This is a genomic window from Pseudomonas sp. BF-R-24, assembly GCF_019947335.1.
GTDB lineage: Bacteria > Pseudomonadota > Gammaproteobacteria > Pseudomonadales > Pseudomonadaceae > Aquipseudomonas > Aquipseudomonas jessenii.
This window is the reverse complement of the sequence record NZ_JAGYGG010000009.1, coordinates 121,034-146,591: the sequence shown is the minus strand read 5'-3', so window position 1 is coordinate 146,591 and position 25,558 is coordinate 121,034. Positions and strand designations below refer to the sequence as shown.

The following is a 25,558-nucleotide window of genomic DNA, read 5'->3' as shown; positions in this document are numbered from 1 at the left end:
GTCCTCACTCGTGGCCGAGGCGAATCAACGCATCGACCGCAGTCGTGCCTTGGGCACCGACCAACAATGGGTTCACATCGAGTTCCAGCAACTGCGCGGCGTTTTCGCAGGCGTAATCGGCCACGGCGCGAATCGCGGCCACCAAGGCGTCCAGGTCAGCAGACTCGCGACCACGGAAACCTTGCAGTAGCGGTGCGCTGCGCAGACTGAGCAAGGCATTGCGGATCGCGCCGTCGGTGGTCGGCAGCAACAGACTGCGACTGTCCTTGAGCAACTCCACCAGAATGCCGCCGGCACCGATCACCAGGGCGAGGCCGAAATCGTTTTCGCGCTTGATGCCGACAATCAGCTCAGCCAGTGGCGGCTTGGCCATGGGTTCGAGCAACAGCTGATCGAACACGACGCCCGGGGCGTAAGCGGTAATGCTGGTGCGCATCTTCTCCAGTGCAGCGCTCAATGCCGCGCCATCCTTGAGGTTCAGCGCCACGGCACCGGCCTCGGTCTTGTGTGGCAGTTGAGCGCTGACCGCTTTGAGTACCAGCGGATAGCCCAGGGTTTCTGCGTCCTTCAGGGCCTTGTCCGGCGTGCTCAATACGCCGTTGGGCGTCGGCAGGCCAAAGGCTTTTAACGCCTGTTTGGAATCCCATTCATTGAGCAAGCGTCCCTCGCCTTCCAGCGCCTGCGGGCACAACGGCACCAGCGCCGATTCCCCCAGCGCCAGCAAGGCATGGCGATTGCGCTGATAACCGGCGATGCGGCCCCACGCGGCCAACCCGTCTTCAACGCCCTGCAAGGCTGCGACGCCTTGGGCGTGCAGACGTTCACGGGCATGGGCCGGCAGCAATTCAGGGAAGGCCGAGGTGACAAAGCCGGTCTTGCCGTGACGTTGCAGTGCCGCGCAGTACAACTCCAGCAGCAGGTCGCATTCCTTGCGCTCGCCGGTGAACTCCGACGGATAGTCGAGCACCAGCATCGCCGCGTCGGCTTCGGTGCGCAGCGCGCTGTCGAGCATACGGTTCAAGGCTTCGCCGTCGCCCCAGATCGCCGTGGTGAAATCCAGCGGGTTGACCAGGTTGGCATAGGTCGGCAGCACTTGCGCGAGTTCGCCGACCTGCCCTTGATCGAGTTTCGGCAGGCCCAGGCCGTTGCGTTCGGCGTAGTCGGCAATCAGCCCGGCGTCGCCACCGGAACAGGCCAGCGCAATCAGGCTGTTGCCCGCCGGCAGATTGCCGCAGGCCGCGGCTTTGAGGGTTTCGACAAAACTCACCGGGCCGCTGACGCGAATCACCCCGAGACGGTCGAACAACGCGTCATACAGCGCATCGGAGCCGGACAGCGAACTGGTGTGACTCAAGGCCAGTTCGGCACCGATCTGCGACACGCCGGTTTTCAGGGCGATGATCGGAATGCCCTTCTCCAGTGCCTTGTGCGCAGCGCGGGCAAAACCCGGCACATTCTTCAGGCCTTCCAGATGCAGGCCGATGGCGGTGACCCGAGGTTCATCGAGCAACACGTCCATCAGTTCAGCCACGCCCAGTTGCGCCTGATTGCCCACCGAGGCCATGTAGGCCACCGGCAGCGAGCGGTCGCTCATGGACAGGTTGTAGGCGAAGTTGCCGCTCTGGGTCAGCACCGCCACGCCCTTCTCGACTGCCTTGCCGCCGTGGGCCACCGGCCACAGAGCGGAGCTGTGCAGGTAGTCGAGCAGGCCGTAGCAGTTGGGGCCGAGCAAGGCCATGTCGCCAGCGGCCTTGAGCAGTTGCTGTTGCAGGGCCTGGCCTTCGGCACCGGTCTCGGCGAAGCCGGAGGCGTAGCAGATCGCGCCGCCTGCGCCGATGGCGGCCAGTTCGGCCACGCAAGTCAGGGTCAACTCACGGTTGGTCGCAATAAATACCGCGTCCGGGCCGCAAGGCAGCTCGGCAACGCTGCGCACGCAAGGAACGCCTTCGAGGCTGTCGTGCTGCGGATTGACCAGCCACATTTGCCCTTGGTAGCCACCCTCGGCACAGCGCTTGAGGGCGCGGGCCATGCTGCGGCCGCCGACGAACGCCACGTGTTGCGGCGCGAGCATGCGTTTGAGGTTGTCACGAATGGTTTGGGACATGGGAGTTCTCCGGGCCGATCAGCGCAGCAGCGGCCGCAGCAGCTCGCGGGAAATGATGTGGCGCTGGATTTCCGAAGTGCCTTCCCAGATCCGTTCGATCCGCGCGTTACGCCAGATGCGCTCCACCGGACCTTCGTCCATCAGACCCATGCCGCCGAAGATCTGCACCGCTTCGTCGGCGGTACGGCCGAGCACTTCACTGGCGAACAGCTTGGCCATGCCGGCCTCGCCATCGGTCATGGTGCCCTGGTCCATTTTCCAGGCGGTGTGCAGGGTCAGCAGTTCCGCGGCGCGGATTTGCGTGGCCATGTCCGCCAGCTTGAAAGACACGCCTTGATAGGTGCCGATCGGCTGGCCGAATTGCTTGCGGTCCGCCGCCCATTGCAAGGACACGTCCAGTGCGCGCTGGGCCTGACCGACACAGTTGGCCGCGACCATCACGCGCCCGGCGGTCAGCCAGGCGTTGGCCACGTCCCAACCCTTGCCGACTTCGCCCAGCACTTTGCTGGCCGGCACGCGGCAGTCGTCGAAGAACATTTCGAAGGTGTGATAACCACGGTTGCTCACGCACTTCGGCCCACGGCGGATGGTCATGCCCGGGGTGTTGCGGTCGACCAGGAACGAAGTCACGGCGTTGCGCTTCTTGCCGTTGTGTTCGTAGGTGTCGGTGACGGCGAAGACAATGGCGAAATCGGCGTGGCCGGCGTGGCTGATGAAGTGCTTGCTGCCGTTGAGAATGAAGTCGTCGCCTTCACGCACGGCGCGGGTCTTGATCGCATTGGCATCGGAGCCGGCACCCGGTTCGGTCAAGGCGAAGCAGTCGATTTTTTCGCCCTGGATACACGGCAACAGGTAGTCGTTGATCTGCTCACCGGTGCAAGCCATGAGGATTTTCGACGGCCGTGCGACAAACACGTGCAGCGCCCAGGACACCTTGGACAGCTCGCGCTCGATCAGCGCCTGGGACAGGTAGTCCAGGCCACCGCCACCCACTTCTTCGGGCATGTTGAACGCATAGAAACCGGCGGCAATCGCCTTGCCGCGAATCTGCGCTGCCAGTTCCGGGGAAACCTCGTCGGCGCGGTCGACTTGCTCTTCATAGGGCAGCAGTTCCTTCTCGACGAAGCTGCGTACCGAGTCCACCAACATTTCTTGTTCTTGGGTCAGTTGGAAATTCATGGTGCTACCTGTTGTTCGTGTTCTGGGAGATGGAGAGGAATCAACGACCGATGAAGCGTGCCGGGCGTTTTTCCATGGCGGCACGCAGGGCTTCGTTGCCGTCTTCGCTGCGACCGCACAACAGGCCGGCGGCCAGTTCGGCTTGCAGTTGTTCGGCCAGGCTGCGTTCGGCGCCTTCACGCATGAGTTTCTTCGTCTGGGCGAAGGCAAAGGTCGGGCCAGCGGCCAGGCGTGCGGCCAGTTCGCTGGTGACCGTCAGCAATTGATCGTCGGCACAGACATCGCCGACCAGACCGGCGTCGAGGGCACGGTCGGCGCCCCACAATTCGTCCAGAAACAGCAGACGCTTGGCCTGTTCGCTGCCGATCAGGCGCGGCAAGTGCCAACTGGCGCCGGCGTCCGGCGAGTACGCCATGCTGGTGTAGCCGGCTTTGAAGCGTGCCGATTGCCCGGCGATGCGCAGGTCGCAGCACAGGGTCAGGTCCATCCCGGCGCCGACGGCGGTGCCGTTGATGGCGGCGATGGTCGGTTTTTCCAGGCTGTGCAGGCGGGTCATCAGGGCGTGGGCGGTTTCGGTCCAGCCGTAGGTTTCCAACGCACCCCGGGCTTCGGCATCGGCCCATTCATCAAGGTCCGCGCCAGCGCAGAAGCTGCGGCCGCTACCGGTGAGCACCACCACGCGCACCGCTGGATCGGCGTTGAAACCGTCGAGCAAGCCGTGCAGGTTTTTCAGCGTCGGAATGTCCAGCGCATTGCGCTGGGCAGTGCGATTGAGGGTGATCCAGGCAACGCCTGCTTCGACCTGGCTGAGCAGCGACGATTGAGTGGTCATGGGAATCCTCGAATTATTGTGTTTGGTCTGAGGTGATGCGACTTGAGGCCATACTAAACGAGTGTTCAGTAAGGCGGCAATCGGCGGAGAAATGGGCTGTAACAAGCTCAATAGATACTTAAACTATTGTTTTTATTGAATTATTTTTTGGTTGGCGAGCGTGGGACGTTGGTGCTGTTACAACTTCGAACAACTGGCGACAGGAGGCAGGTCGCACATTTACCGAACGCCGCAAACCCCTGTGGGAGCGAGCTTGCTCGCGATGACGGCGTCAAATTCAACATCACAGTTGACTGACTTACCGCTATCGCGAGCAAGCTCGCTCCCACAGAAGATGCAACCGGGTTTGAGGGTGATGTTGTCGGAACTCACTACGGAGCTGTTTTAACAACCGATTTATTCGAAAGATCCACTGTGTACTTCACATTGTCGAGGTAGATGGGTCCCAGCGTTTTTGGATTCGATACAGGCGCTAGCGCAATAGACAATTGCACTTCAGTGACACTGGGTCGCATATCGCCGATGTATTCAAATGCTGTGCTGGTTCCGGATAACGTGAAGGGTATGAGCGATATGATTGGCATCGGTTGGGAAGGCTCGAATCCGGAGAGCGTGCAATACAAGATGGTGGTAGCGTCTTCATCACCGGGTTCAGGCACGGAAACGTCAAGGGACAGCTTGAATTTCGGCCGCCTGATTGAGAAGCGCGCTGTTTCGAGCAATACCGACTTTCCTTTACCCAGAGTGACTCTGGCTCTGTAGCCACTTCCATCCCTCACGACTTTCGCTGTTCCGTCATTTTCGCTCACCGTCCAATGCTCGAAGTTTCCGGTTGTAAAGTCACCGTTCCTGATCCGATTGCTGTCCATTGGGTGCTCCTTCCTGGTTGATTTTAATCTCGCACGGCAGACCGACGAATTCCGCATCATTAGGCTGTGGAGTTCCGATGCAATCTACTGTCAGATCTGACAGTCGCGACCAGCGGCTAATCGCTTGAAACAACTGTGGGAGCGAGCTTGCTCGCGATAGCGGTAGACCAGTCAACAGTGATGTTGGACCTGATGCCGCCATCGCGAGCAAGCTCGCTCCCACAGGGGGAAGTGGTTATCTGGAGGTGTTATGCAGTCGGCAAGCTCGGCGCCAATACCCCCTGACGCTTGCGATGGATCAGGAAGTACGCGCCATAGCACAGCGCAATGAATCCAAAGCCCCAATACAGCGACGGACGCTGGGTTTCATCCAGGGCCAGGAACACGAACAGAGAGCAGCACAATGTGATGCACATCAGCGGCAGCACCGGGAACCACGGCGCGCGGTATTTCAGGTCGCTGAGTTTGCCGCCGTCACGCAAATACGCCTTGCGGAACTTGTACTGCGCCAGCGCGATGACAATCCAGGTCACGGTGCCGGACATGCCGCTCACCGCCATCAGCACCATGAACAAGGTGTCGGCGGCGACGAAGCTGGTCATCAGCGACACCAGTGCGAAGCACAGGGTGATGCTCAAGGCGCGCAGCGGCACGCCACGCTTGCTCAAGGGCGACAGGCTTTTGGGCGCCATGCCGGTTTTCGACATAGCCCACAGGATGCGCGTCGAGGCATACAGGCCGGAGTTGCCCACCGACAGGATCGCGGTAAGGATCACGAAGTTCATCAGGTCGGCCGCATAGGGAATGCCGACCATGTCGAACACCTGCACGAACGGGCTTCCCATCAGGCCCGCCTGCTGCCACGGCACGATGGCCGACAGCACGATGATCGCCAGCACATAGAAGATCAGCACGCGAAACACCACGTTGCGCACGGCGCGGGGAATGCTTTTTTCCGGCTGATCGGTTTCACCGGCAGCCACGCCCATGATCTCGCAACCCTGGAACGCGTAGACCACGGTCATCATCACTGCGAACACGGCTGACAGGCCGTTGGGGAACAACGAATCGCCGATCAGGTTGGTCGCCATCGGCGCCGGTGCGCCGCTGCTCAGGGGCATCACGCCGAAGATCACCAGCACACCGACCACGATGAAACCGAGAATCGCCGCGACCTTGATCCCCGAAAACCAGTATTCGGCTTCACCAAAGGCGCGGGTCGCCATGGCATTGATACCGAACAGCACCACCACGAACAGCGCCGACCAGTACCAGATTGGCACCTCCGGGAACCAACGGGTCATCAGCATGCCGGCGGCGGTGAACTCCAGACCCACGGTGGTGGCCCAGCTCATCCAGTACACCCAGCCGATCATGAACCCGGTGGCCGGGCCAATGTATTTTGTGGCGTGGGTCTGGAACGAACCGGACACCGGCATCTGCACCGACAGTTCACCCAGGCAGACCATCACCAGGTACATCAGGAAACCCGCGACCAGGTAAGCCAGGATCGCCCCCACCGGGCCGCCCTGGTTGATGGTCACGCCAGAGCCCATGAACAACCCGGTGCCGATGACGCCGCCCAGGGACAGCATGAAGATGTGCCGGCTCTTGAGGGCCCGGGTCAGCTGGATGCCTTTATGATCAGTGCTGCGATCAGTGTTTTCGTTCATGTCGGCACCTCAGCAGTCAGAGAGGTGCGCAGCGCGCGACAGGACGTCACGGCGCAGGGAGGGATCAGCTTTACGGCAATTCATTATTATTATCTCCAATAAGCTTCGAAGACCGCGCTGCGGCGGTTGCGTCGATTATTGGAAAGCCATGTAAGTTCGCGTTGACCGTAAAGATCGAAGTTGTACAAAGTCGTAACAAACTTGTACGTCAGCTCTGCAACAGGCCTTCGAGGGTATCGAGCGAGTGCTGCAATTGCTCATCGAGCGTGAGGCTCATGCGGCGGATCGCCGATTCATCGTTTGCCAGCGCCAAGGTCTCCAGCGCTCTTAACGTGCTGGCCAAGCCCCGAAAACCCAGGGAATCGCAGCTACCTGCCAGGCGGTGAGCCAGTTGCGCGACCTCTGTGCAGTCATCGGCGGCCATGGCTTCATTCAGCGCGTCGCGGTGCTGCAGGATCGAGTCACGCAGAACCGTCAGCAGACCCTGAACCTTTTGCACACCGAGCAGGCTGCGATGGGTCTGTAACAGCGGCCAGTCCATTGCGTCATCGCTGAGCAGCGATTCGACCACAGGCACATGCCCTTCCAGCACCTGGCGCAGGTTTTCCAGCTTCAAGGGCTTGGCCAGGACACCGTCCATGCCGGCCTCCAGATAACCGCGCACCAGTGCCGGTTGCACGCTGGCGGTCAGGGCGAAAATGCGGGTATGGCGGTTCGGCCCGTCGCTGTGGCGGATCTGGCGGCATAACTCGACACCACTAATGCCCGGCAGATGCACGTCCAGCAGTATCAGGTCGAACACCTGCGCCGCGCAGTGTTGCAGCGCCTGATCCGCTTCTTCGGCGAGCCACACCCGGTGGCCGTCCCGTTGCAGCAAGCCCTTGACCACTTCGCGGTTGAGCGCCACGTCTTCGACCACCAGGATGTTCAGTGCCGGCCCCGCCGCCCGAACCGGCGGGGCCTCAGCCACGCCGCTGGCCGGCTGCAAGGACAACTCGAACCAGAAGCAACTGCCGCGCCCCTCTTCACTGTCCACGCCGATACAGCCCCCCATCTGCTCCACCAGGTGTTTGCAGATCGCCAACCCCAACCCCGTGCCCCCAAAACGTTGCGCGACTTCTTCACTGGCCTGGGTGAAGCGCTCGAAAATCTTTTCCTGCATCTGCGGGGCAATGCCGATGCCGTCATCCGTGACACAAACCCGCAACCGTTGCCCCAACAGTTCTCCGGTTTCGCTGAGCAGCGCCACCTCGACGCTGACTTCGCCGCCTTCGGTGAACTTGATCGCGTTGGCCAGCAGGTTGCTCAGCACTTGGCGCAGGAACTGCTCGGCGCCGTGGTGATGCTCGGCAATCCGCTGATCGACGCGGCAACTGAGGATTGTGTCGTTGTTCAGCGCTCGCGGTTCCAACAGAGTCAGTACCTCGTCGAGCAACTGGCGCAGCGAGAAATCCACCGGTTCGGGATGGCTCACGCCCTCCTCCAGCTTGGCGAAATACAGCACTTCGTTGAGGATTGTCAGCAAGCCTTCGCCGGCCTTGTGCAAGGCATCCAGGCGTTTGCCGTCCTGGGCATCCAGCCGAGCACCGCGCAGCAATTCGGCCATGCCGAGAATGCCATTGAGGGGTGTGCGCAGTTCGTGGCTCATGGTCGCCAGGAACCGCGACTTGGCAAGGTTGGCCGCTTCCGCTTCGTCCTTGGCGCGCATCAGGCTGGCGGTACGGCGCTCGACCATTTTCAGCAGCTCGTCACGGTTGTCCTGCAAGGCCAGCCGATCGGTTTCCCGGCGCTCGATGTCCCGCAGGATCGCCCGGCGCATGTCGTCCAGCGCATGGGCCACGGTGTCGATTTCGTCACTGCCGCGGCGCTTGTCCAGGTGCAAGGGTTCCTGCCATTCACCGGCGGCGATACGCCGGGCAAACTCGGCCATGACTTTCAGGTGTCGGGTCACCAGTCGATAAAACAAGCCCGACAGGGCAACGGCCAGACCGCAGAGAAACACCGCCATCCACAACAGGCTGGTCAAACCGGTGGCGTAGAGTCGCTGGTACACCGCCCCCAGATCGGTGCTGACTTCCAGTTCACCCAAGTTGCGCAAAGGGCCGGACGGCGGCTGATAGTCCAGGGCAAAGCGTTCGATGCGCAGCGGTCCCGCAGGGGCCGGATTGCCCTGTACCAGGTCGAAGTCGGCGCTGGTCAAGTGCACCCGCGCGACGTCGGAGAAGTCCACCAGCCCGCGCAACTGCACATTCAACTGCTCCTGGTTCAAGTCCCAGAGGCTGCGTTCCAGGCTGGCCAGGTACCCGGCGCGGATCAGTTCCATGCGCGAATCGATGTCGCGCATTTCCCGTCGATACTCGATGTACAGTTGCACACTGCTGGCCAGCACGGTGAAGCACAGGCTGAACAACAGAATGAACAGCAACAGGCGTCGCAACAGTCCACCGGGACGGGCGCGAATCATTGCGCATCCGCCGGCAGGTTGATCATGTCGCGGTAGGTCACTTCGCTTTCGTTGAGCCAGCGCTCGATGTCACCGGCATCGACCATGCGCTGCAACTGCGCATTGATCTCGGGCATGCGAGTGGCCAAGGGCGAGCGCCGCGACACGGCAACCCGCAGGTAGTCCACGCTCAACGCCTTGGGCAAGGCGACGATGTCCTGGCCGCCGGGCAGGTTTTCCACGTACAGCTGGCCGGTGCGCCGCTCCTGGGTGATGAAGTCGATGCGCCCGCGAATCAGCTTGCCGAAGTTCTGGTGGCTGTCGGAAACCCATTCGATATTGTTGTTGCGCGCGACCATGCGATCGAACTCCACGCCGTAGCTCTCACCGAACAACAGGCCACCGCGGTAACGGGCCAGGTCGTCCAGTTGTTCGAATTTCACCGGATGCTGGCGGTTGACGAACAACGCCACTTCTTCACGCAATACCGGCACCGTCGAGAACAGCATGCTCTGCTCCCGTTGCGCGGTGCTGTAGGCCAGCACCACATCGACCCGGCCTTCGGCGGCGTCCAGCAGGCAGCGTTTCCAGTTGCCCAGCACGACCATCTCGACTTCATACCCCAGTTGACCGAACAAGTGCTTCACCACGCTGGGCGCCAGGCCGCGCACCTGCTTGCCATCACTCCAGGAGATCGGCGGGTACACCGGGTAATCGCAGTAACGCACCTTGTCCGCCGCGACGGCATGGCCGGCCACCAGTATCGCCAGCAGGCAAAGCCATCGCGCCATCAGCTTCAGGCCGCCACGCTGGCGGTGAACAGGTAACCGGCACCGTGAATGGTGATGATCAACTGGGGTTCGGCCGGATCGTCATGCAACTTGCGGCGCAGGCGCCCGACCAACACGTCGATGGAGCGGTCGTTGGGCACCCATTCGCGGTTGCGGATCTGGTCCATCAATTGATCGCGGCTGAGGGTGTGGCCGCTGTTGCGCAGAAACACGCTGAGCAACTGGTATTCGCCGTGGGTCAGCAGGGTTTCACTGCCGGACGGATCGATCAGGCGACGGCGGTCGGTGTCCAGCGCCCAGTCGGCAAACTGCTTGACCGGTTTGGCCGCCGCGATGGCGGGCGCAGGCGTTTGCGCATGACGTACCCGGCGAATCAGGTTTTTCGCCCGGGACACCAGCTCCCTTGGATTGAGGGGTTTGATCACGTAGTCATCGGCGCCGCATTCGAGGCCGACGATGCGGTCGATTTCATCGTTGCGCCCGGTGATCAGGATGATCCCGACCTCCGAACGTACTCGCAACTCGCGGGTCAGGGTCAGGCCGTCCTTGCCCGGCAGGCGGATGTCGAGCATCACCAGGTCGACGGTCTGGCTAGCGAGGAAGGTTTCCGCCAGTTCCGCCGTGGCGGCGCAATGGACGTCGTAACCTTCCTGGGACAGGTAGGCGTGTAGCAGATCGCGAATCAGCGGATCGTCATCGACGATCAATACCCGAGGAGTCATCGCTTGGTGTCCGGCATAGGCCCGAGGGCCAGTTTCTTATTAGAGTGTTTTCCTGCGTCGGCGCCAGAGAGTATCGATTGCTGAACGACTGATCAACAGTCGCTCGTCTGCACGCAGAAGCGCTGTCGTCCGCCGGCCTGCAAACCATCGACCCAGGCCTCGCAAATCTGGATGCCCTGCTCCGGGGTGAAGGTGCCGGGGTTCAGCCCGGACTCCAGCCACAAGCCGTCGAGCAAGGCGCTGAGGCTGATGGCGGCGAGGTCGGCGTCGAAGCTTTCCCAGCCCTCCTCCTGGGCCAGCTCCGCCAGCACCTTGCGCAGGATGCCGCGATACTCGCCATAGGAATGATCGTGGGCCTGGTTGATGGCCTCGGCGGTTTTCACTGCGCCCCAGAACGCCAGCCACGCATCGATCAGTTGCGGATCGAGCAGCTCGGCGGAGAACGATCCGCGGAAAAACGCCGACAAGCGTTCCCGGGCATTCGGCGCGGCTTGCTCCATGGCGTCACGCAGCAAGGTCATGACCCGCCCGGTGATCGCCATGTAAGCCTCGGCCACCAGTTCGTCCTTGCCGGAATAGTGATGGCTGATCAGCCCCACCGAGACCCCGGCCTCGGCGGAAATCTTGCGGATCGACGCGCCCTGGAAGCCATGACGCTTGAGGCACACCAGCGTCGCCTCGATCAGGTTGGCTTTGCGCAACTCCGGTTCCATGCGGGAAAAACGGGCTTCCTGATTCATGGGCGACACGCTCCTTGGTTCAATCGTTTAGGCCCGCGCGGGTTAGCGGCGGGCTGAACGAATGTACAGCAAGAGCGAGCTATTTCTCCAGTCAGTTGCCACTCTGCTAGAACGTGGCGCCTGCTTCGCGAGCAAGCCCGCTCCCACAGGGTTTTGTGTTGGTCACAGATTTTGCGTACACCCACCCCTGTGGGAGCGGGCTTGCTCGCGAAGGGGCCAGCTCAAACAACACAGAACCCGGATCAGTCGCGGTAACCCGGCGCCACTCGATCCAGCATTCTCAACAACGCCGCCCAGGCCAGTTGCATGGCATCCGGATCAGCCAGCTGACCCTCCTCCAACGGCCGCCCCGGATCATTGAACTGCCGCTCGGTATGCGCGCAGACCTCGTCAGACGGCAGTACAACTTCACCGGCGGCCTGGGCGGCCAACTGGATTTCACAGGCCTTTTCCAGGTAGTACATGCGCAGGAACGCCTGGCTCACCGTCTCACCGACGGTCAGCAAACCATGGTTGCGCAGCATCAGTACCGATTTGTCGCCCAGGTCCGCCACCAGCCTTTTTTGCTCGCTCAAATCCAGCGCCACGCCCTCATAGTCGTGGTAGGCAACACGGCCGTAGAACTCCATGGAAATCTGGTTCACCGGCAACAGCCCGCACTTCAACGCCGCCACCGCGCAACCGGATTTGGTGTGGGTGTGCAGCACGCATTGCGCATCTTCGCGGGCGCCATGAATAGCGCTGTGGATCACGAAGCCAGCCGGATTGACCGGGTACGGCGACGGTTCCACAGCGTGGCCATCAAGGTCGATCTTCACCAGGTTGGACGCGGTGATCTCATCGAACATCAGCCCGTAAGGGTTGATCAGAAAGTGATGCTCCGGCCCCGGAATGCGCACCGAGATGTGGGTGAAGATCAAATCGGTCATGCGAAAGTGCGCAATCAAGCGGTAACAGGCCGCCAGTTCCTCACGCAGGCGCTGCTCGGTGGCGCTGCGTTCGGGTGCCAGGTGGGTGGCGATGTTGTTCATTCTTGTGGTTCTCCAGGCTGATCGGCTGGGGCCGACAGTAAGGCTGGACGCTTGGACACGTCCAGCCATCGGCAGTTATTTACTGGCCCAGGCGTTGAAGCGCTCTTCGAGCTCCTCGCCATGATCGACCCAGAAACCGACGTTCATCGACAGTGCGCCCTTGAGGTTCTGCGGCGCGGTGGGCACCCATTGCGCCAGTTTGTCGTCCAGCCGTGCGGCGGCCTGGGTGTTGGTCGGGCCGTAGGGGATCTGTTGCACGTAGTTGACCTGGGCGTCCGGTTGATTGGCAAAGGCAATGAATCGCTTGGCCTGATCCACATGTTTGGACCCTTTGATGATCGCCCAGTAATCCATGCCGTACAGGCTGCCGGGCCAGACCAGACCAAGGTGGCTGCCTTTCTGCGCGGCGTCGGCGATGCGCCCGCTGTAGGTCGAGGTCATTACCACATCGCCGGCGGTCAGCCATTGCGGCGGTTGCGCGCCCGCCTCCCACCACTGGATGTAAGGCTTGAGTTCAGTGAGTTTGGCGAATGCCCGGTCCACACCCTGCGGGGTGCTGAGTACCTTGTAGACGTCTTCGGTCTTGACCCCGTCCGCCAGCAAGGCGAATTCCAGGTTGTACACCGCGCGTTTGCGCAGCCCACGCTTGCCGGGGGTTTTCTTCACGTCCCAAAAGTCTGCCCACGAGGTCGGCGCCTGGGCCAGTTTGTCGGTGTCGTAGGCAATGGCCACGCTCCACACCAGCGCAGCGGAGCCGCATTCCTGTGCCGCTTCGGGGATCAACTGGTCGGCATGGCCCAGACGGGTCCAGTCCAGGCGCTCGTACATGCCTTCCTCGCAACCGCGCATCAGGTCCGGGCCTTCGATTTGCACTACGTCCCAGTCGACGTTGCCGGTATCGACCATCACTTTGATTTTGGCCATTTCGCCGTTGTATTCGCTCTGGATCACTTTGCTTTGATCCACGGCGGCGAAGGGTTGAAAGAACGCCACGTCCTGGGCTTTTTGTCCGGCTCCGCCGTATCCGACCACCACCATGTCCGATGCTGCCTGAGCGCTGCCCAGGCCCATGGCCACGGACAACACCAAGGGATAAAAACCGTGCTTGAGCGTGTGCGATTTCATCAGTGGTTCCTCTTGCAGGTGCCACGGGACCCAAGGCCCGCGCAGCCCTTTTTTATTGTTGTGAGGTTTGGCCTTGGAGCGGGCTCGAGACGAAACTACTGCAAGGCATAGTAAAAAAACAAGTTGATTTTTTACTGAAGGTAAATTTCTATAGATAAAAATAACAACACCGAAAACCTTATGCCTCTGTAGGAGCGAGCTTGCTCGCGATGGACCTGAGGGCGACGCGTTCATCCAGACAACACGCGTTATCGTTAACGTCCATCGCGAGCAAGCTCGCTCCTACGGAGGTAGCCTGCCAGGAGTACCCGCCACATGACGACCTCTGCACCCGCCTTCGCGCACCTGTTCGAACCCCTGGAGATCCGTGGCAAGCGCCTGAAGAATCGCATCATGTCCAGCGGACACGACACCTCGATGCCCACAGACAACCTGGTCAATGAACAATTGATCGCCTATCACCGGGCGCGTGCCGAAGGCGGAGCCGGGCTGATCGTGCTGCAAGTGGCCGGGGTGCATGACAGTGCGCGCTACACCTCCCACGTGCTGATGGCCACCGACGATGCGTGCATCGAGGGCTACCGCAAACTGGCGCAAACCTGCCATGCCCACGGCACCCTGGTGTTGTCCCAGGTGTTCCATCCGGGGCGGGAGATCATGGAGTCCAGCGATGGCCTGCTGGCGGTGGCCTACTCCGCCTCGTCGGTGCCCAACGAACGTTTCCGGGTGATGCCCCGCGCGCTGGACCAGGCAATGATCGACGAGATCGTCGCCGGTTATGCCGCTGCCGCCCGCCGCCTGCATCAGGCAGGCATTGATGGCGTCGAGGTCGTGGCCAGCCACGGTTACCTGCCGGCACAGTTCATCAATCCGCGGGTCAACCGGCGTACCGATGGCTACAACGGTGAGCTGGACCAGCGCTTGCGTTTTCTACGCGAGGTCATCGCCGCCGTGCGCGCGGCGACCGACCAGCAGTTCATCATCGGCCTGCGCATTTCCGCCGACGAGCGCGACCCGGAAGGCCTGACCGAGGACGAATCCCTGGCCGCCGTGCAGTCACTGCAAGCGCAGCTCGATTACGTGCATATCGTCGCCGGCACCTCGGCTTCCCTTGGCGGCGCGGTACATATCGTGCCGCCCATGGCGATCGAAGCCGCGTACCTGGCCAGGGAAGCCGGAACGTTCAAGGCCAGTTTGAACATTCCGTTGTTCGTCACCGGGCGCATCAACCAACCCCAGGAAGCCGAACTGATTCTGGCTCGTGGCCAGGCCGATGTGTGCGGCATGACCCGGGCACTGATCTGCGATCCGCAAATGCCCAACAAGACCGACACCGGCCGCGTCGAAGACGTGCGGGCGTGCATTGCCTGCAATCAGGCGTGCATCGGCCACTTCCACAAGGGCTTGCCGATTTCCTGTATCCAGCACCCGGAAACCGGACGCGAACTGATCTTCGGCGAACGGCGACAAGCGCCACAACGCAAACGCATCATGATCGCCGGCGGTGGCCCGGCCGGGATGAAAGCCGCCGCCGTCGCGGCCCAGCGCGGGCATGAGGTGACGTTGTACGAAGCCAATTCGCAACTGGGCGGTCAGGTGTTGCTCGCGCAATTGCTGCCACGGCGCAGCGAATTCGGCGGTGCCAGCACCAACCTGCAGCGGGAAATGGAACTGGCCGGCGTGCGCGTAGTGCGCAATACCCGAGTCGACCGGGCACTGGTGGAGCAGGAAAAACCGGACATGGTGATCGTCGCTACCGGTGCCGAGCCCTACTGGCCGCCCTTCGAGCGCGGTGGTGAGTTGCAGGTGGTGGACGCCTGGCAGGTATTGCGCGATGAAGTACGGATCGGCCGTTCGGTGGTGGTGGTCGACTGGCGCTGCGACTGGATCGGCCCCGGCATCGCCGAACGCCTGGTTCGCGCCGGGCACCAGGTACAACTGGCGGTCAACGGCACCCATTGCGGGGAAAACCTGCCGCTGTACGTGCGCGATCAACTGGCCGGCGAGCTGCATAAACTGGGCGTGCCGATCACGCCATATGCGCGGTTGTATGGCTGCGATGACAACACGGTTTACCTGCAACACACCGCCAGTGGCGAACCGATGCTGATGGAGAACATCGACACGCTGGTACTGTGCCAGGGGCATCAGCCGGTCGATACCCTGGGTGCGGAGTTGCAAGGGCTGGTGGAGTTTCGCCGGATCGGTGACTGCCTGGCGCCGCGCACCGCCGAAGAAGCAATTTATGAAGGTCTTAAAGTCGCGTGGGAGCTTTAAGGCTGTTTATACTCCGGGGCTTAGACGGCTAACACCAACCCTGTAGGAGCGAGCTCTGCTCGCGATGAACCCGAGAACACCGCTGGGTGTCAGGCTTCCAGCGTTATCGTTGGCGACCATCGCGAGCAGAGCTCGCTCCTACGGGGATTTGCGCCACTCCTCCCGGTTCGGATTTGACCATGAGCAACAGCAGCACCACACAGCCCGCACCCGGCAGCGCCGAACCGCATTTTCTCGGCACGCGCATTCGCGGCCTGCGCAAGCGTCGGGGCATGACCCTGACGGAACTGGCGCAACAGAGCGAACTCACCGCTGGCTACATCAGCCAGCTGGAACGCAACCTCGCCTACCCGTCGATTCCGGCGCTGTTCAACATTGCCCGCAGCCTCGGCGTCACCATCCAGTGGTTCTTCGCCAGTGAAGCGGTCACCGCGCCCGAAGACGATGGCATCGTGGTGCGCAAGAACAGCCGCCTGAACGTGCATTACGAAGACGGCATCGTCGACCAGTTGCTGACACCGCAAGCCAACCGCCAACTGGAAATGCTCCACTCGCGTTTCCCGCCCGGCACCTACAGCCAGCAAAGCTACAGCCACGACGGTGAAGAAGCCGGCTACTTGCTCTCGGGGAGTTTCGAGTTGTGGGTGGGCGAGCGCCATTTCCAGCTCAATGAAGGCGACAGCTTCAGCTTTTCCAGCCAGGAACCGCACCGCTATGGCAACCCTGGCGATGTCGATGCGGTGGTGATCTGGGTGATTACACCGCCGACGTTCTAACGTCGGCCGCGACCAGGGGACGGCGTGACACTCGCACGCTTGAGGGTGTCGCTCGGCAATTCCTTGAACAGCGCACGATAGCTGCTGGAAAACCGCCCCAGATGCCAGAACGACCAACGCATCGCCACTTCAGCCACAGTGGTTTGCGTCGGCGTGCGACTCAGCAATTCGCGGTGGGCACTGTTGAGTCGGCGCAGGCGCAGCCACTGGGTCGGCGACATGCCGGTGTAGGTCTTGAACGCATGCTGCAACTGACGCAGTGAAAACCCCGCGATCTGGGACAATTCCAGCAGATTGAGATGTTCTTCCGGGGTGTCCGCGGCCCATTCCCCTACCCGTTTCATGATCGAGCGCTCCCCGGCACGACGCTGCAAGGCGCCCTGGTCGAGGCCGACACACGCGTTGTCGAGGATGAACAGGCAATCTTCCAGCAGTTGCTGGGTCAGCGCTTCGCGGCTCGGTGGATCGAAGGTCTGCGACAGCCGCGTCAAGGTTCCGCTGAGCCAACGGCAAAACAGCGCGTTCTGCTGGGCGTTGAGCGGTGCCATGAACAACCCTTCAAGCCTGGCGATGTCCAGGCTGTGGCGCTTTACAAACTCCGGCCCGAACACCACGGCGATTTCCTGGTAGTTCTCCGGGGTGATCCAGATGTTGCGGCTTTCGCCATTCAACACGTACAGCGCGTTGTCACCGCGATCGAAACAAAACGATAACGAACCCTGGGGCGCGCTGAAATTCTGCTCGACCCGGGTGTTCATCGACTCTTCGTAAATCTCCACGCCCTGCAGATCCAGATAACGCACCCTACCCGCGAAGTGCCCCGGCGACATCTGCTGGTATTGCTGCACCCAGCCCGGCGTGGCGCGGATTTGCTCGGCGACATCGGCGGTGTTGAACGCTTGGACCTGTAGGGAACTGGAACCTGTCATGGGGTGACCTTACGCACTCTTTTGGTGCGTTTTGTGCTGCTTAAAGTGGATAGATGGAACCGCAAGGCTCGCACAAGATAGTCGTCAACGCGCTACAGGGGAAGTGTCCGGCGGATGAAACCGGTCTCTCCTGGCGTTAATAAAACCAATAACGAGGTCTTTATGAATGTCCCTTTCGATCAGCTGTTCACTTGGCTGAAAGATCACAAGATTACCGAAGTCGAGTGCGTCGTCAGCGATCTGACCGGCATTGCACGCGGCAAAATTGCACCGACCAACAAGTTCCTGCATGAGCGAGGCATGCGCCTGCCGGAAAGTGTCCTTCTGCAAACGGTAACCGGGGACTTTGTCGACGACGACATCTACTACGACCTGCTCGACCCGGCCGATATCGACATGGTCTGCAAGCCGGACGCCGACGCCGTCTACGTGGTGCCATGGGCCATCGAGCCGACCGCCATCGTGATCCACGACACCTTCGACAAGTTCGGCAACCCGATCGAACTGTCGCCGCGCAATGTGCTGAAGAAAGTCCTGCAGTTGTACACCGATAAAGGCTGGCGGCCGATTGTCGCGCCGGAAATGGAGTTCTACCTGACCCAGCGCTGCGAAGACCCGGACCTGCCGCTCAAGGCGCCGATGGGCCGTTCGGGCCGCGCCGAAAGCGGTCGTCAGTCGTTCTCCATCGACGCGGCCAACGAATTCGACCCGCTGTTCGAAGACGTCTACGACTGGTGCGAACTGCAAGGCCTGGACCTCGACACGCTGATCCACGAAGACGGCCCGGCGCAGATGGAAATCAACTTCCGTCATGGCAACGCCCTGGACCTGGCCGACCAGATCACCGTGTTCAAGCGCACCATGCGTGAAGCGGCGCTCAAGCACAACGTGGCGGCGACCTTCATGGCCAAACCGGTCGGCGACGAGCCTGGCAGCGCCATGCACCTTCACCAGAGCGTGGTGGACATTGCCACCGGCCAGCCGATCTTCGCCGATGCCGATGGCAACATGAGCGAGCTGTTCCTGCATCACATTGGCGGCCTGCAGAAGTACATCCCGAAAGTGCTGCCGATGTTCGCGCCGAACGTCAACTCGTTCCGCCGCTTCCTGCCGGACACCTCGGCACCGGTGAACGTCGAGTGGGGCGAAGAAAACCGCACCGTCGGCCTGCGCGTGCCGACCTCCAGCCCCGACGCCATGCGTGTCGAGAACCGTCTGCCGGGCGCTGACGCCAACCCGTACCTGGCCATCGCCGCCAGCCTGCTGTGTGGTTACCTGGGCATGGTCGAACGCATCGAGCCAAGCGCTGCGGTACAGGGCCGCGCCTATGAGCGCCGCAACCTGCGCCTGCCGATCACCATCGAGGACGCCCTGACCCAGATGGAAGAGTGCGACACCATTGGCCGTTACCTGGGCAGCAAGTTCGTGCGGGGCTATGTCGCGGTCAAACGCGCCGAGCACGAGAACTTCAAACGGGTGATCAGCTCCTGGGAGCGTGAGTTCCTGATGCTCAGCGTCTAAAAACCTCGCTCCCACAGGAGGCACGTGAATACCAAGCAAATCACCTGAAGAATCCAATAATTCCAAGAAGGTATCGATATGCGTCTATTGAAATCCATGGTCCCGGCCGCACTCGCGGTCTTGTTCAGCGCCGTTGCCCAGGCTCAGCCACAGGTCAGCGTCTACAACTGGACCGACTACATCGGCGAAACCACCCTCGCCGACTTCCAGGCCAAGACCGGGATCAAGGTGATCTACGACGTATTCGATTCCAACGAAACCCTGGAAGGCAAACTGCTTGCCGGTCGTACCGGGTATGACGTGGTGGTGCCGTCCAACCACTTCCTGGCCCGCCAGGTGAAGGCCGGCGCGTTCCTCAAGCTCGATCGCGAGCAACTGCCGAATTTCAAGAACCTCGACCCGAAATTGCTGGCGCTGCTGGAGAAAAACGATCCGGGCAACGCGCACTCGGTGCCGTACCTGTGGGGCACCAACGGCATCGGCTATAACGTCGACAAGGTCAAGGCCGTGCTGGGCATCGACAAGATCGACTCCTGGGCCGTGCTGTTCGAACCGGAGAACATCAAGAAGCTCAGCGCCTGCGGCGTGTCGATGATGGACTCGGCGGACGAAGTGTTCCCGGCGATGCTCAACTACATGGGCATGGACCCGCGCAGCGAAAACCCCGAGGACTTCAAGAAGGCCGAAGCCAAGCTGCTGCAGATCCGCCCCTACATCACCTACTTCCACTCCTCCAAGTACGTCTCGGACCTGGCCAACGGCGATATCTGCGTAGCGTTCGGATACTCGGGTGATGTGTTCCAGGCCGCCAACCGCGCCAAGGAAGCCGGCAACGGCGTGAACATCGCCTACGCCATTCCCAAGGAAGGCGCCAACCTGTGGTTCGACCTGCTGGCCATCCCCGCCGACGCCAGCAACCCGAAGGAAGCTCATGCCTTCATCAACTACCTGCTGGACCCGCAAGTGATTGCCAAGGTCAGTGAGTCGGTCGGCTACGCCAACCCGAACCCGGCCGCCAAGCAGTACATGGACCCTGAGCTGGTCAGCAACCCCGAGGTTTATCCGTCCCAGGAAGTCCTCGACAAACTCTACATCTCCACCACGCCGCCGCAGTCGATCATGCGCCTGATGACCCGTTCGTGGAGCAAAGTGAAGTCCAACAAATGAATCAGTACACCAAGGAACACACCCACTCCTATTACGCAGCGTCCGCCAAGGGCATGAGGCAGCACCCCGCGCTGGCCTCGGACCTGGTGGCCGATGTCTGCGTGGTCGGCGCGGGCTTCACCGGCATCAACACCGCCATCGAGCTGGCCCAGCGTGGGCTCTCGGTGGTCCTGCTGGAGGCCCGACGGATCGGCTGGGGCGCCAGCGGGCGCAACGGCGGCCAGTTGATTCGTGGTATCGGCCATGACGTCAGCGGTTTCGCCAAGCACATCGGCGCCGATGGCGTGCAATACCTGGAACACGCCGGGAACGAGTCGGTGCAAGTCGTGGCCAATCGCATCCGCGAGCGCGGCATCGATTGCGACCTGAGCTGGGGCTTCTGCGAACTGGCCAATACCCCGGCCCAGTTCAAGGCGCTCAAGGCCGAGCAGGTGCAACTGATTGAATCCGGCTACGCCTTTGAAACCCGACTGGTGGCGCCAGAACAAATCCGTGAACAGGTGGTGAACTCCGGTGTGTACGCCGGCGGCCTGGTGGACATGGGCTCGGGGCATTTGCATCCGCTGAACCTGGTCCTTGGCGAAGCGCAAGTCGCCGAGTCCCTTGGGGTGCGGATTTTCGAGCAGAGCCCGGTGCTCGAGTTAATCCATGGCAGCACGGTGCAAGTGCGCTGCGCCGGTGGCACTGTGAGTGCAGGCACGTTGGTGCTTGCTTGCAATGCCCATCTGGAAGAGCTCGAACCGAAGCTCAGCGGCAAAGTACTCCCGGCAGGCAGCTACATCATCGCCACCGAACCCTTGTCGCAAGAGGCCGCTGCAAAACTGATCCCGCACAATGTTGCGCTGTGCGACCAGAAGGTCGGCCTGGATTACTACCGGCTCTCGGCTGACCGGCGCTTGTTGTTCGGTGGTGCCTGCCATTACTCCGGGCGCGATCCTTCGGACATCAGCGCCTACATGCGCCCGCAGATGCTCAAGGTGTTCCCGCAACTGGCCGATGTGCGCATCGACTATCAGTGGGGCGGCAAGATCGGCATCTCGGCCAACCGCTTCCCCCAGGTCGGGCGCCTGAGCCAGCACCCGAACGTGTTCTACGCCCAGGGCTACTCAGGCCATGGCCTGAACGTGACCCACTGGTGCGCGAAGTTGTTGGGCGAAGCGATCCATGCCGGCCACAGCAAAGGCTTCGACGTGTTCAGCGCCGTGCCGCACATGACCTTCCCCGGCGGACGCGCACTGCGTTCCCCCTTGCTGGCCCTTGGCATGTTCTGGTATCGGATGCGGGAAATGCTGGGCTGACGTCGTCCTGCCGGGCGCCTGCTAACCACTGTGGGAGCGAGCTTGCTCGCGATAGCGACCTGAAATCCAATGATTGGGTTGTCTGGCACACCGCTATCGCGAGCAAGCTCGCTCCCACACTGTTTTACGTATTCCCTCTTCTACCATCCCCTTGTTTCGACTTTCGATTTGCTCAATTGCGAGTCACTTCTATATTGAGGGAGTGCTCTGAACTTCCTGCCTTCTGTCGAGCTTGACCCATGGCAACTACTGATCAGCTGATCATCTGCGAGCACTGCGACAGCGTGTACCAAAAAGTAACGCTCGCCAAACATCAAAAAACCCTGTGTACACGCTGCGGCGGCGTGCTTCAGCGCTATAACGGCCTCACTGTGGAGCAGCGTCTTGCGTTGACCTTCACCGCGTTGATGCTCTGGATATTCGCCAATTTCTATCCGGTAATGAGCATCAACCTCAAAGGCGTGAAGAACAGCGCAACGCTCTGGGACTCGGTGCTGGCCCTGAGCCTGGGGCCTATCACCTTCATCGCCATGGTGGCGGCAATCGCCATGATCATCGCGCCGATTTTCCAGTTGCTGCTGCTGATCTGGGTGCTGGGCTTCGCACTCGGCGGGCGACGCTCGCCCGGATTCAAATTCTGCATGCGCTGGCTGGAAACCCTGAGGCCCTGGAGCATGCTCGAAGTCTGCCTGCTGGGCGCCATGGTCGCGGTGATCAAGCTCGCCGGACTGCTCGATGTGCTGCCCGGCATAGGGTTGTTTGCCCTGGCGGCGCTGAGCCTGATGATGATCCGCATCGCCGGGCGCGACATCCGCGAACTATGGGACATTGTATGAGCACGCCTCCTTACGCCGACGAGCTCAACCTGTGCCTGTGCCACACCTGCGGCCTGGCCTGCGACATGACTTGCGAGCCCCACGAATGCGAGCGTTGCGGTGCACCGCTGCACCGGCGCAAAGCCAATTCTCTGGCCCGCACCTGGGCCTACATGATCGCGGCCCTGGTGTTCTACATCCCGGCCAACCTGTTGCCGGTGATGAACACCGAGATGGTCGGCAACGGCGCCGACAGCACGATCATGAGCGGCGTGCTGGAGTTCTGGGAAGCCGGGGCCTGGGATATCGCCCTGATCATATTCATTGCCAGTATCGCGGTACCGGGAATCAAGTTCGTCGCCATCACATTGCTGCTGGTCACCGTGCAACGCGACAGCGAGTGGGCACGCAAGGAGCGGTCGACGCTGTACCGCTTCGTCGAAGTCATCGGTTACTGGTCGATGCTCGATGTGATCGTGGTCGCCCTGGTGGCCTCGCTGGTGAAATTCCAGGCCCTGGCCGACATCGAACCGCGCCCGGGCATTCTGTTCTTTGGTCTGGTAGTGGTGTTCACCATGCTTTCGGCAATGAGTTTCGATCCCCGCATGATCTGGGATAAAGAACGGGAAAACCCACACAATGAGGAGGTCACTGATGAAGTCACAAGCCACTGACGGGCCACAAGCCCCCGGGCAGGCGCCGATCAAGACCCGCCGTTTCAGCGTTTCGCTGGTCTGGATCGTCCCGATCGTCGCGGTGCTGGTGGGTATTTCGCTGGTGGTCCACAGCATTTTGCAGCAGGGCCCGACCATCGTTGTCACGTTCAAGACCGGTAACGGCCTGACCGCGAACAAGACCGAGGTCAAATACCGCAATGTCGTGATTGGTCATGTCTCCGATGTGGAGCTCAGCAGTGACCAGAAAAGCGTCAACGCCACCATCAAACTGGAAAAGCAGGCCGAAAGCTTTACCCGCGAAGATTCGCAGTTCTGGGTCGTGCGGCCGCGCATTGGCGCGGGCGGTGTGTCGGGGATCGATACGCTGCTGTCGGGCGATTACATCGGGGCCGATATCGGCCAGGCCAACGGCCGGGCAAAAAACTTCATCGGACTGGAGAATCCGCCTCCCATCACCTACGGCGAACCGGGCAAGCGTTTTACTCTGTTCACCCAGGACCTGGGGTCGCTGGACATCGGCTCTCCGGTCTACTACCGCAAGATCCCCGTGGGCCAGGTGGTGGCCTACGCGCTGGACCCGGATGGCAAGGGCGTGAACATTGAACTGTTCATCCATGCACCCAATGACAAGTACGTCACCGAAAACACCCGTTTCTGGAACGCAAGCGGCATTGACGTGAACGTCGGCGCCAATGGCTTTGCGGTCAAGACCGAGTCGCTGTCTTCCTTGCTGGTGGGCGGCATAGCCTTCCGCGCGCCCGACTACAGCCCCAACGACAAGCCGGCTGCCGCAGAGTACGCCTACGAATTGTTCGAGGACCAACAAACCGCCCTGGCCCCGCCGAACGGCAAGCCGCAATACCTGGCCATGCGCTTCGACCAGGCACTGCGCGGGCTCAAGGTCGATGCCCCGGTGGAGTTCCTCGGTGTGGAAATCGGCAAGGTAGTGGCGGTCAATCTGGATTACGACGAGAAAAAGCGCTCCTTTCCGGTCAACGTCGGTATCGTGATCTACCCGCAGCGCCTGGGCCAGGCCCATGTCAAAATGCTCAAGGCGCTCAATCATGACCCTGATAACGAAGCCGCTGGCGTACGCTTGATCGGTACCTTTATCGAAAACGGCCTGCGTGCCCAGGCCCGCACCGGCAACTTCCTGACCGGCCAGTTGTACATTGCCCTGGACTTCTACCCCAAGACCGACAAGGTCGCCTTCGATGTAAACGCACGCCCGGTCATGATTCCGACCATTCCCGGCAGCCTCGAGCAATTGCAGGAAAAACTCGAATCCATGGTCGACAAGATCAACAAACTGCCGATCGAGCGTATTGCCGGCAATCTCGATGGCAATCTCGTCGAACTGCGCAAAGGCATGATGCAATTCAACGGAAAGATCTTGCCTGGCGTGCAAACCACTTTGTCGGATGTCAGCAAGACGCTGGAAACGGCCAATTCGACCCTGCAGTCGGCCAGTTCGACCTTGGCCGAGGATTCGCCGCAACGGGAAAAACTGGGGCTAACCCTGGATGAACTGGGACGCACGTCGAGATCCTTGCGTGATCTTTCGGATTACCTGGGACGGCATCCGGAATCGCTGCTTCGCGGCCGTCCGAATAATGCCGCCCCCATGGATCTGCAAGGGCCACCGCGCAATTGAACACAGGAGCAACACCCATGGCTTTACCGCTGAAGTTCACCCTGGTCACCGCGATGTTGCTGCTCGCCGCCTGCCGCAGTGACCCGATTCAATTCCATACCCTGACCCCGGCCCAGGAGGGCAATCACTCAAGGACCACCGTCGGCGTGATCCAGATCGAGTCGATCAGCGTGCCGCCCCAGGTCGATCGTGCGCAGATCGTCATTCGCGAGGGCAACAGTGGCCTGGCGATCCTGGAAACCCAATGGTGGGGCGCGACCCTGGTGGACGAACTGCGCAGTGCGTTGGTCGATCAACTGAGCAACAGTCCTGTACAAGGCCGACACTCGGTGCGGGTCGATGTGCAGCGTTTCGACTCGGTGCCCGGCCAGTACGCCTTGATGGACGTGGAATGGCGCCTGCGCAGCGCCAGCACCGGCGACACGGCACGGTTGATTTGCCGCAGCACCCTGCAAACGCCCTCGGGTGCGAGCATCGATGACCTGGTGCTTGCCCAGCAAAACAACGTCAAACGCCTGGCCGCGCTGATCAGCCAGGCTGCCGTCAGACCACAGGCAACCTGCCCTGCGCCCTGAATGTATTCATCCCCAGGATTAACGGCGACAAGTTCGCCGTTAATCCGTCCTTCCTGTTTCCTGCTGTCATTCCCCGCGACAGGCGGCCCGCAGCAACTGGCAACGTCAAATACGCCGAGGCACACGACAAAAAGGCAGCCGGGGCAGCGTCATATTCTGATCGGCGGCATCGTTTGATCGACGAGTCGAAACACAGGGGGCACAGTGCTGCTAATCTGAATGAAAATTACATGTATTAACGGTTTTTTTGACGTTATTTTCTCATTTGGATCTCTACATTTCCCGCACTTCAAAAACATGCAAATGATTCGCATTGGTTAACTGGCGTTTCAATTCCCATGACTTTCAAAAAAATGTACC

At 61.1% G+C, this 25,558-nt stretch carries 21 protein-coding genes; 9 read left to right on the top strand and 12 right to left on the bottom strand.

Features of this window, described 5'->3' with window-relative positions:
• Positions 1-4: 4 nt before the first annotated feature.
• The 11 genes from KGA98_RS10100 to KGA98_RS10050 all read right to left on the bottom strand — a co-directional run bounded on the left by KGA98_RS10100 (position 5) and on the right by KGA98_RS10050 (position 13,509).
• Positions 5-2,104 (bottom strand): acetate--CoA ligase family protein, encoded by a 2,100-nt coding sequence (locus KGA98_RS10100; protein ID WP_223502236.1) that lies wholly within the window; start codon positions 2,102-2,104, stop codon positions 5-7.
• 18 nt (positions 2,105-2,122) lie between these two features.
• Complete coding sequence (locus tag KGA98_RS10095) at positions 2,123-3,283, bottom strand: acyl-CoA dehydrogenase family protein (RefSeq protein ID WP_007974349.1); 1,161 nt, start codon at positions 3,281-3,283, stop codon at positions 2,123-2,125.
• A 40-nt stretch (positions 3,284-3,323) separates the two neighbouring features.
• Positions 3,324-4,115, bottom strand: coding sequence for an enoyl-CoA hydratase/isomerase family protein (locus tag KGA98_RS10090; protein WP_150813208.1), 792 nt, complete (start codon positions 4,113-4,115; stop codon positions 3,324-3,326).
• Between the two features lie 371 nt (positions 4,116-4,486).
• The gene (locus KGA98_RS10085) at positions 4,487-4,984 is read right to left on the bottom strand and encodes a hypothetical protein (RefSeq protein ID WP_223502235.1); all 498 of its coding nucleotides are present in this window, start codon (positions 4,982-4,984) and stop codon (positions 4,487-4,489) included.
• A gap of 248 nt (positions 4,985-5,232) precedes the next feature.
• Positions 5,233-6,657: an amino acid permease gene (locus KGA98_RS10080; RefSeq protein ID WP_223502234.1), complete on the bottom strand. Its 1,425-nt coding sequence runs from the start codon at positions 6,655-6,657 to the stop codon at positions 5,233-5,235.
• Positions 6,658-6,865: 208 nt separating this feature from the next.
• On the bottom strand, positions 6,866-9,121 hold the full coding sequence (locus tag KGA98_RS10075; RefSeq protein ID WP_223502233.1) for an ATP-binding protein: 2,256 nt from the start codon (positions 9,119-9,121) through the stop codon (positions 6,866-6,868).
• Positions 9,118-9,891: a substrate-binding periplasmic protein gene (locus tag KGA98_RS10070; protein ID WP_223502232.1), complete on the bottom strand. Its 774-nt coding sequence runs from the start codon at positions 9,889-9,891 to the stop codon at positions 9,118-9,120. Before KGA98_RS10070 ends, KGA98_RS10075 begins: the two co-directional genes overlap by 4 nt.
• Before the next feature lie 5 nt (positions 9,892-9,896).
• Positions 9,897-10,613 (bottom strand): response regulator, encoded by a 717-nt coding sequence (locus KGA98_RS10065; protein ID WP_057714926.1) that lies wholly within the window; start codon positions 10,611-10,613, stop codon positions 9,897-9,899.
• Between the two features lie 92 nt (positions 10,614-10,705).
• Positions 10,706-11,353 carry a TetR family transcriptional regulator C-terminal domain-containing protein gene (locus tag KGA98_RS10060; protein ID WP_090455090.1) on the bottom strand — a complete coding sequence of 216 codons (648 nt, stop codon included), beginning with the start codon at positions 11,351-11,353 and terminating at the stop codon, positions 10,706-10,708.
• A 242-nt stretch (positions 11,354-11,595) separates the two neighbouring features.
• The gene (locus KGA98_RS10055) at positions 11,596-12,384 is read right to left on the bottom strand and encodes a class II aldolase/adducin family protein (RefSeq protein ID WP_223502231.1); all 789 of its coding nucleotides are present in this window, start codon (positions 12,382-12,384) and stop codon (positions 11,596-11,598) included.
• Positions 12,385-12,459: 75 nt separating this feature from the next.
• Positions 12,460-13,509 carry an ABC transporter substrate-binding protein gene (locus tag KGA98_RS10050; protein WP_057714928.1) on the bottom strand — a complete coding sequence of 350 codons (1,050 nt, stop codon included), beginning with the start codon at positions 13,507-13,509 and terminating at the stop codon, positions 12,460-12,462.
• A 315-nt stretch (positions 13,510-13,824) separates the two neighbouring features.
• On the opposite strand from KGA98_RS10050, the gene KGA98_RS10045 reads away from it, so the two are divergent.
• Both KGA98_RS10045 and KGA98_RS10040 read left to right on the top strand, forming a co-directional pair.
• A complete protein-coding gene (locus KGA98_RS10045; protein ID WP_223502230.1) occupies positions 13,825-15,786 on the top strand; it encodes an FAD-dependent oxidoreductase in 1,962 nt (653 codons plus the stop codon).
• Positions 15,787-15,965: 179 nt separating this feature from the next.
• Positions 15,966-16,562 (top strand): cupin domain-containing protein, encoded by a 597-nt coding sequence (locus KGA98_RS10040; RefSeq protein WP_057714930.1) that lies wholly within the window; start codon positions 15,966-15,968, stop codon positions 16,560-16,562.
• On the opposite strand, the gene KGA98_RS10035 is transcribed toward KGA98_RS10040, so the two are convergent.
• Entirely contained in the window at positions 16,559-17,491 is a 933-nt protein-coding gene (locus KGA98_RS10035) for a helix-turn-helix domain-containing protein (RefSeq protein WP_057714931.1), read from the bottom strand. The genes KGA98_RS10040 and KGA98_RS10035 overlap by 4 nt on opposite strands.
• Before the next feature lie 162 nt (positions 17,492-17,653).
• Here KGA98_RS10035 and KGA98_RS10030 point away from each other — a divergent pair, with 162 nt between their 5' ends.
• The 7 genes from KGA98_RS10030 (at position 17,654) to KGA98_RS10000 (ending at position 25,198) form a co-directional block, all read left to right on the top strand.
• Positions 17,654-19,012, top strand: a complete 1,359-nt coding sequence (locus KGA98_RS10030) for a glutamine synthetase family protein (RefSeq protein ID WP_150813217.1) — start codon at positions 17,654-17,656, stop codon at positions 19,010-19,012.
• A 78-nt stretch (positions 19,013-19,090) separates the two neighbouring features.
• A complete protein-coding gene (locus KGA98_RS10025; protein WP_057714933.1) occupies positions 19,091-20,179 on the top strand; it encodes a polyamine ABC transporter substrate-binding protein in 1,089 nt (362 codons plus the stop codon).
• Complete coding sequence (locus tag KGA98_RS10020) at positions 20,176-21,477, top strand: NAD(P)/FAD-dependent oxidoreductase (RefSeq protein WP_223502229.1); 1,302 nt, start codon at positions 20,176-20,178, stop codon at positions 21,475-21,477. The genes KGA98_RS10025 and KGA98_RS10020 overlap by 4 nt, the downstream gene beginning before the upstream one ends.
• 239 nt (positions 21,478-21,716) lie before the next feature.
• Positions 21,717-22,313: a paraquat-inducible protein A gene (locus KGA98_RS10015; RefSeq protein WP_057714935.1), complete on the top strand. Its 597-nt coding sequence runs from the start codon at positions 21,717-21,719 to the stop codon at positions 22,311-22,313.
• On the top strand, positions 22,310-22,966 hold the full coding sequence (locus tag KGA98_RS10010) for a paraquat-inducible protein A (RefSeq protein ID WP_090455084.1): 657 nt from the start codon (positions 22,310-22,312) through the stop codon (positions 22,964-22,966). The genes KGA98_RS10015 and KGA98_RS10010 overlap by 4 nt, the downstream gene beginning before the upstream one ends.
• Complete coding sequence (locus tag KGA98_RS10005) at positions 22,947-24,623, top strand: intermembrane transport protein PqiB (RefSeq protein ID WP_223502228.1); 1,677 nt, start codon at positions 22,947-22,949, stop codon at positions 24,621-24,623. The genes KGA98_RS10010 and KGA98_RS10005 overlap by 20 nt, the downstream gene beginning before the upstream one ends.
• Positions 24,624-24,640: 17 nt before the next feature.
• Entirely contained in the window at positions 24,641-25,198 is a 558-nt protein-coding gene (locus KGA98_RS10000; RefSeq protein WP_090455082.1) for a membrane integrity-associated transporter subunit PqiC, read from the top strand.
• Positions 25,199-25,558: the final 360 nt, after the last annotated feature.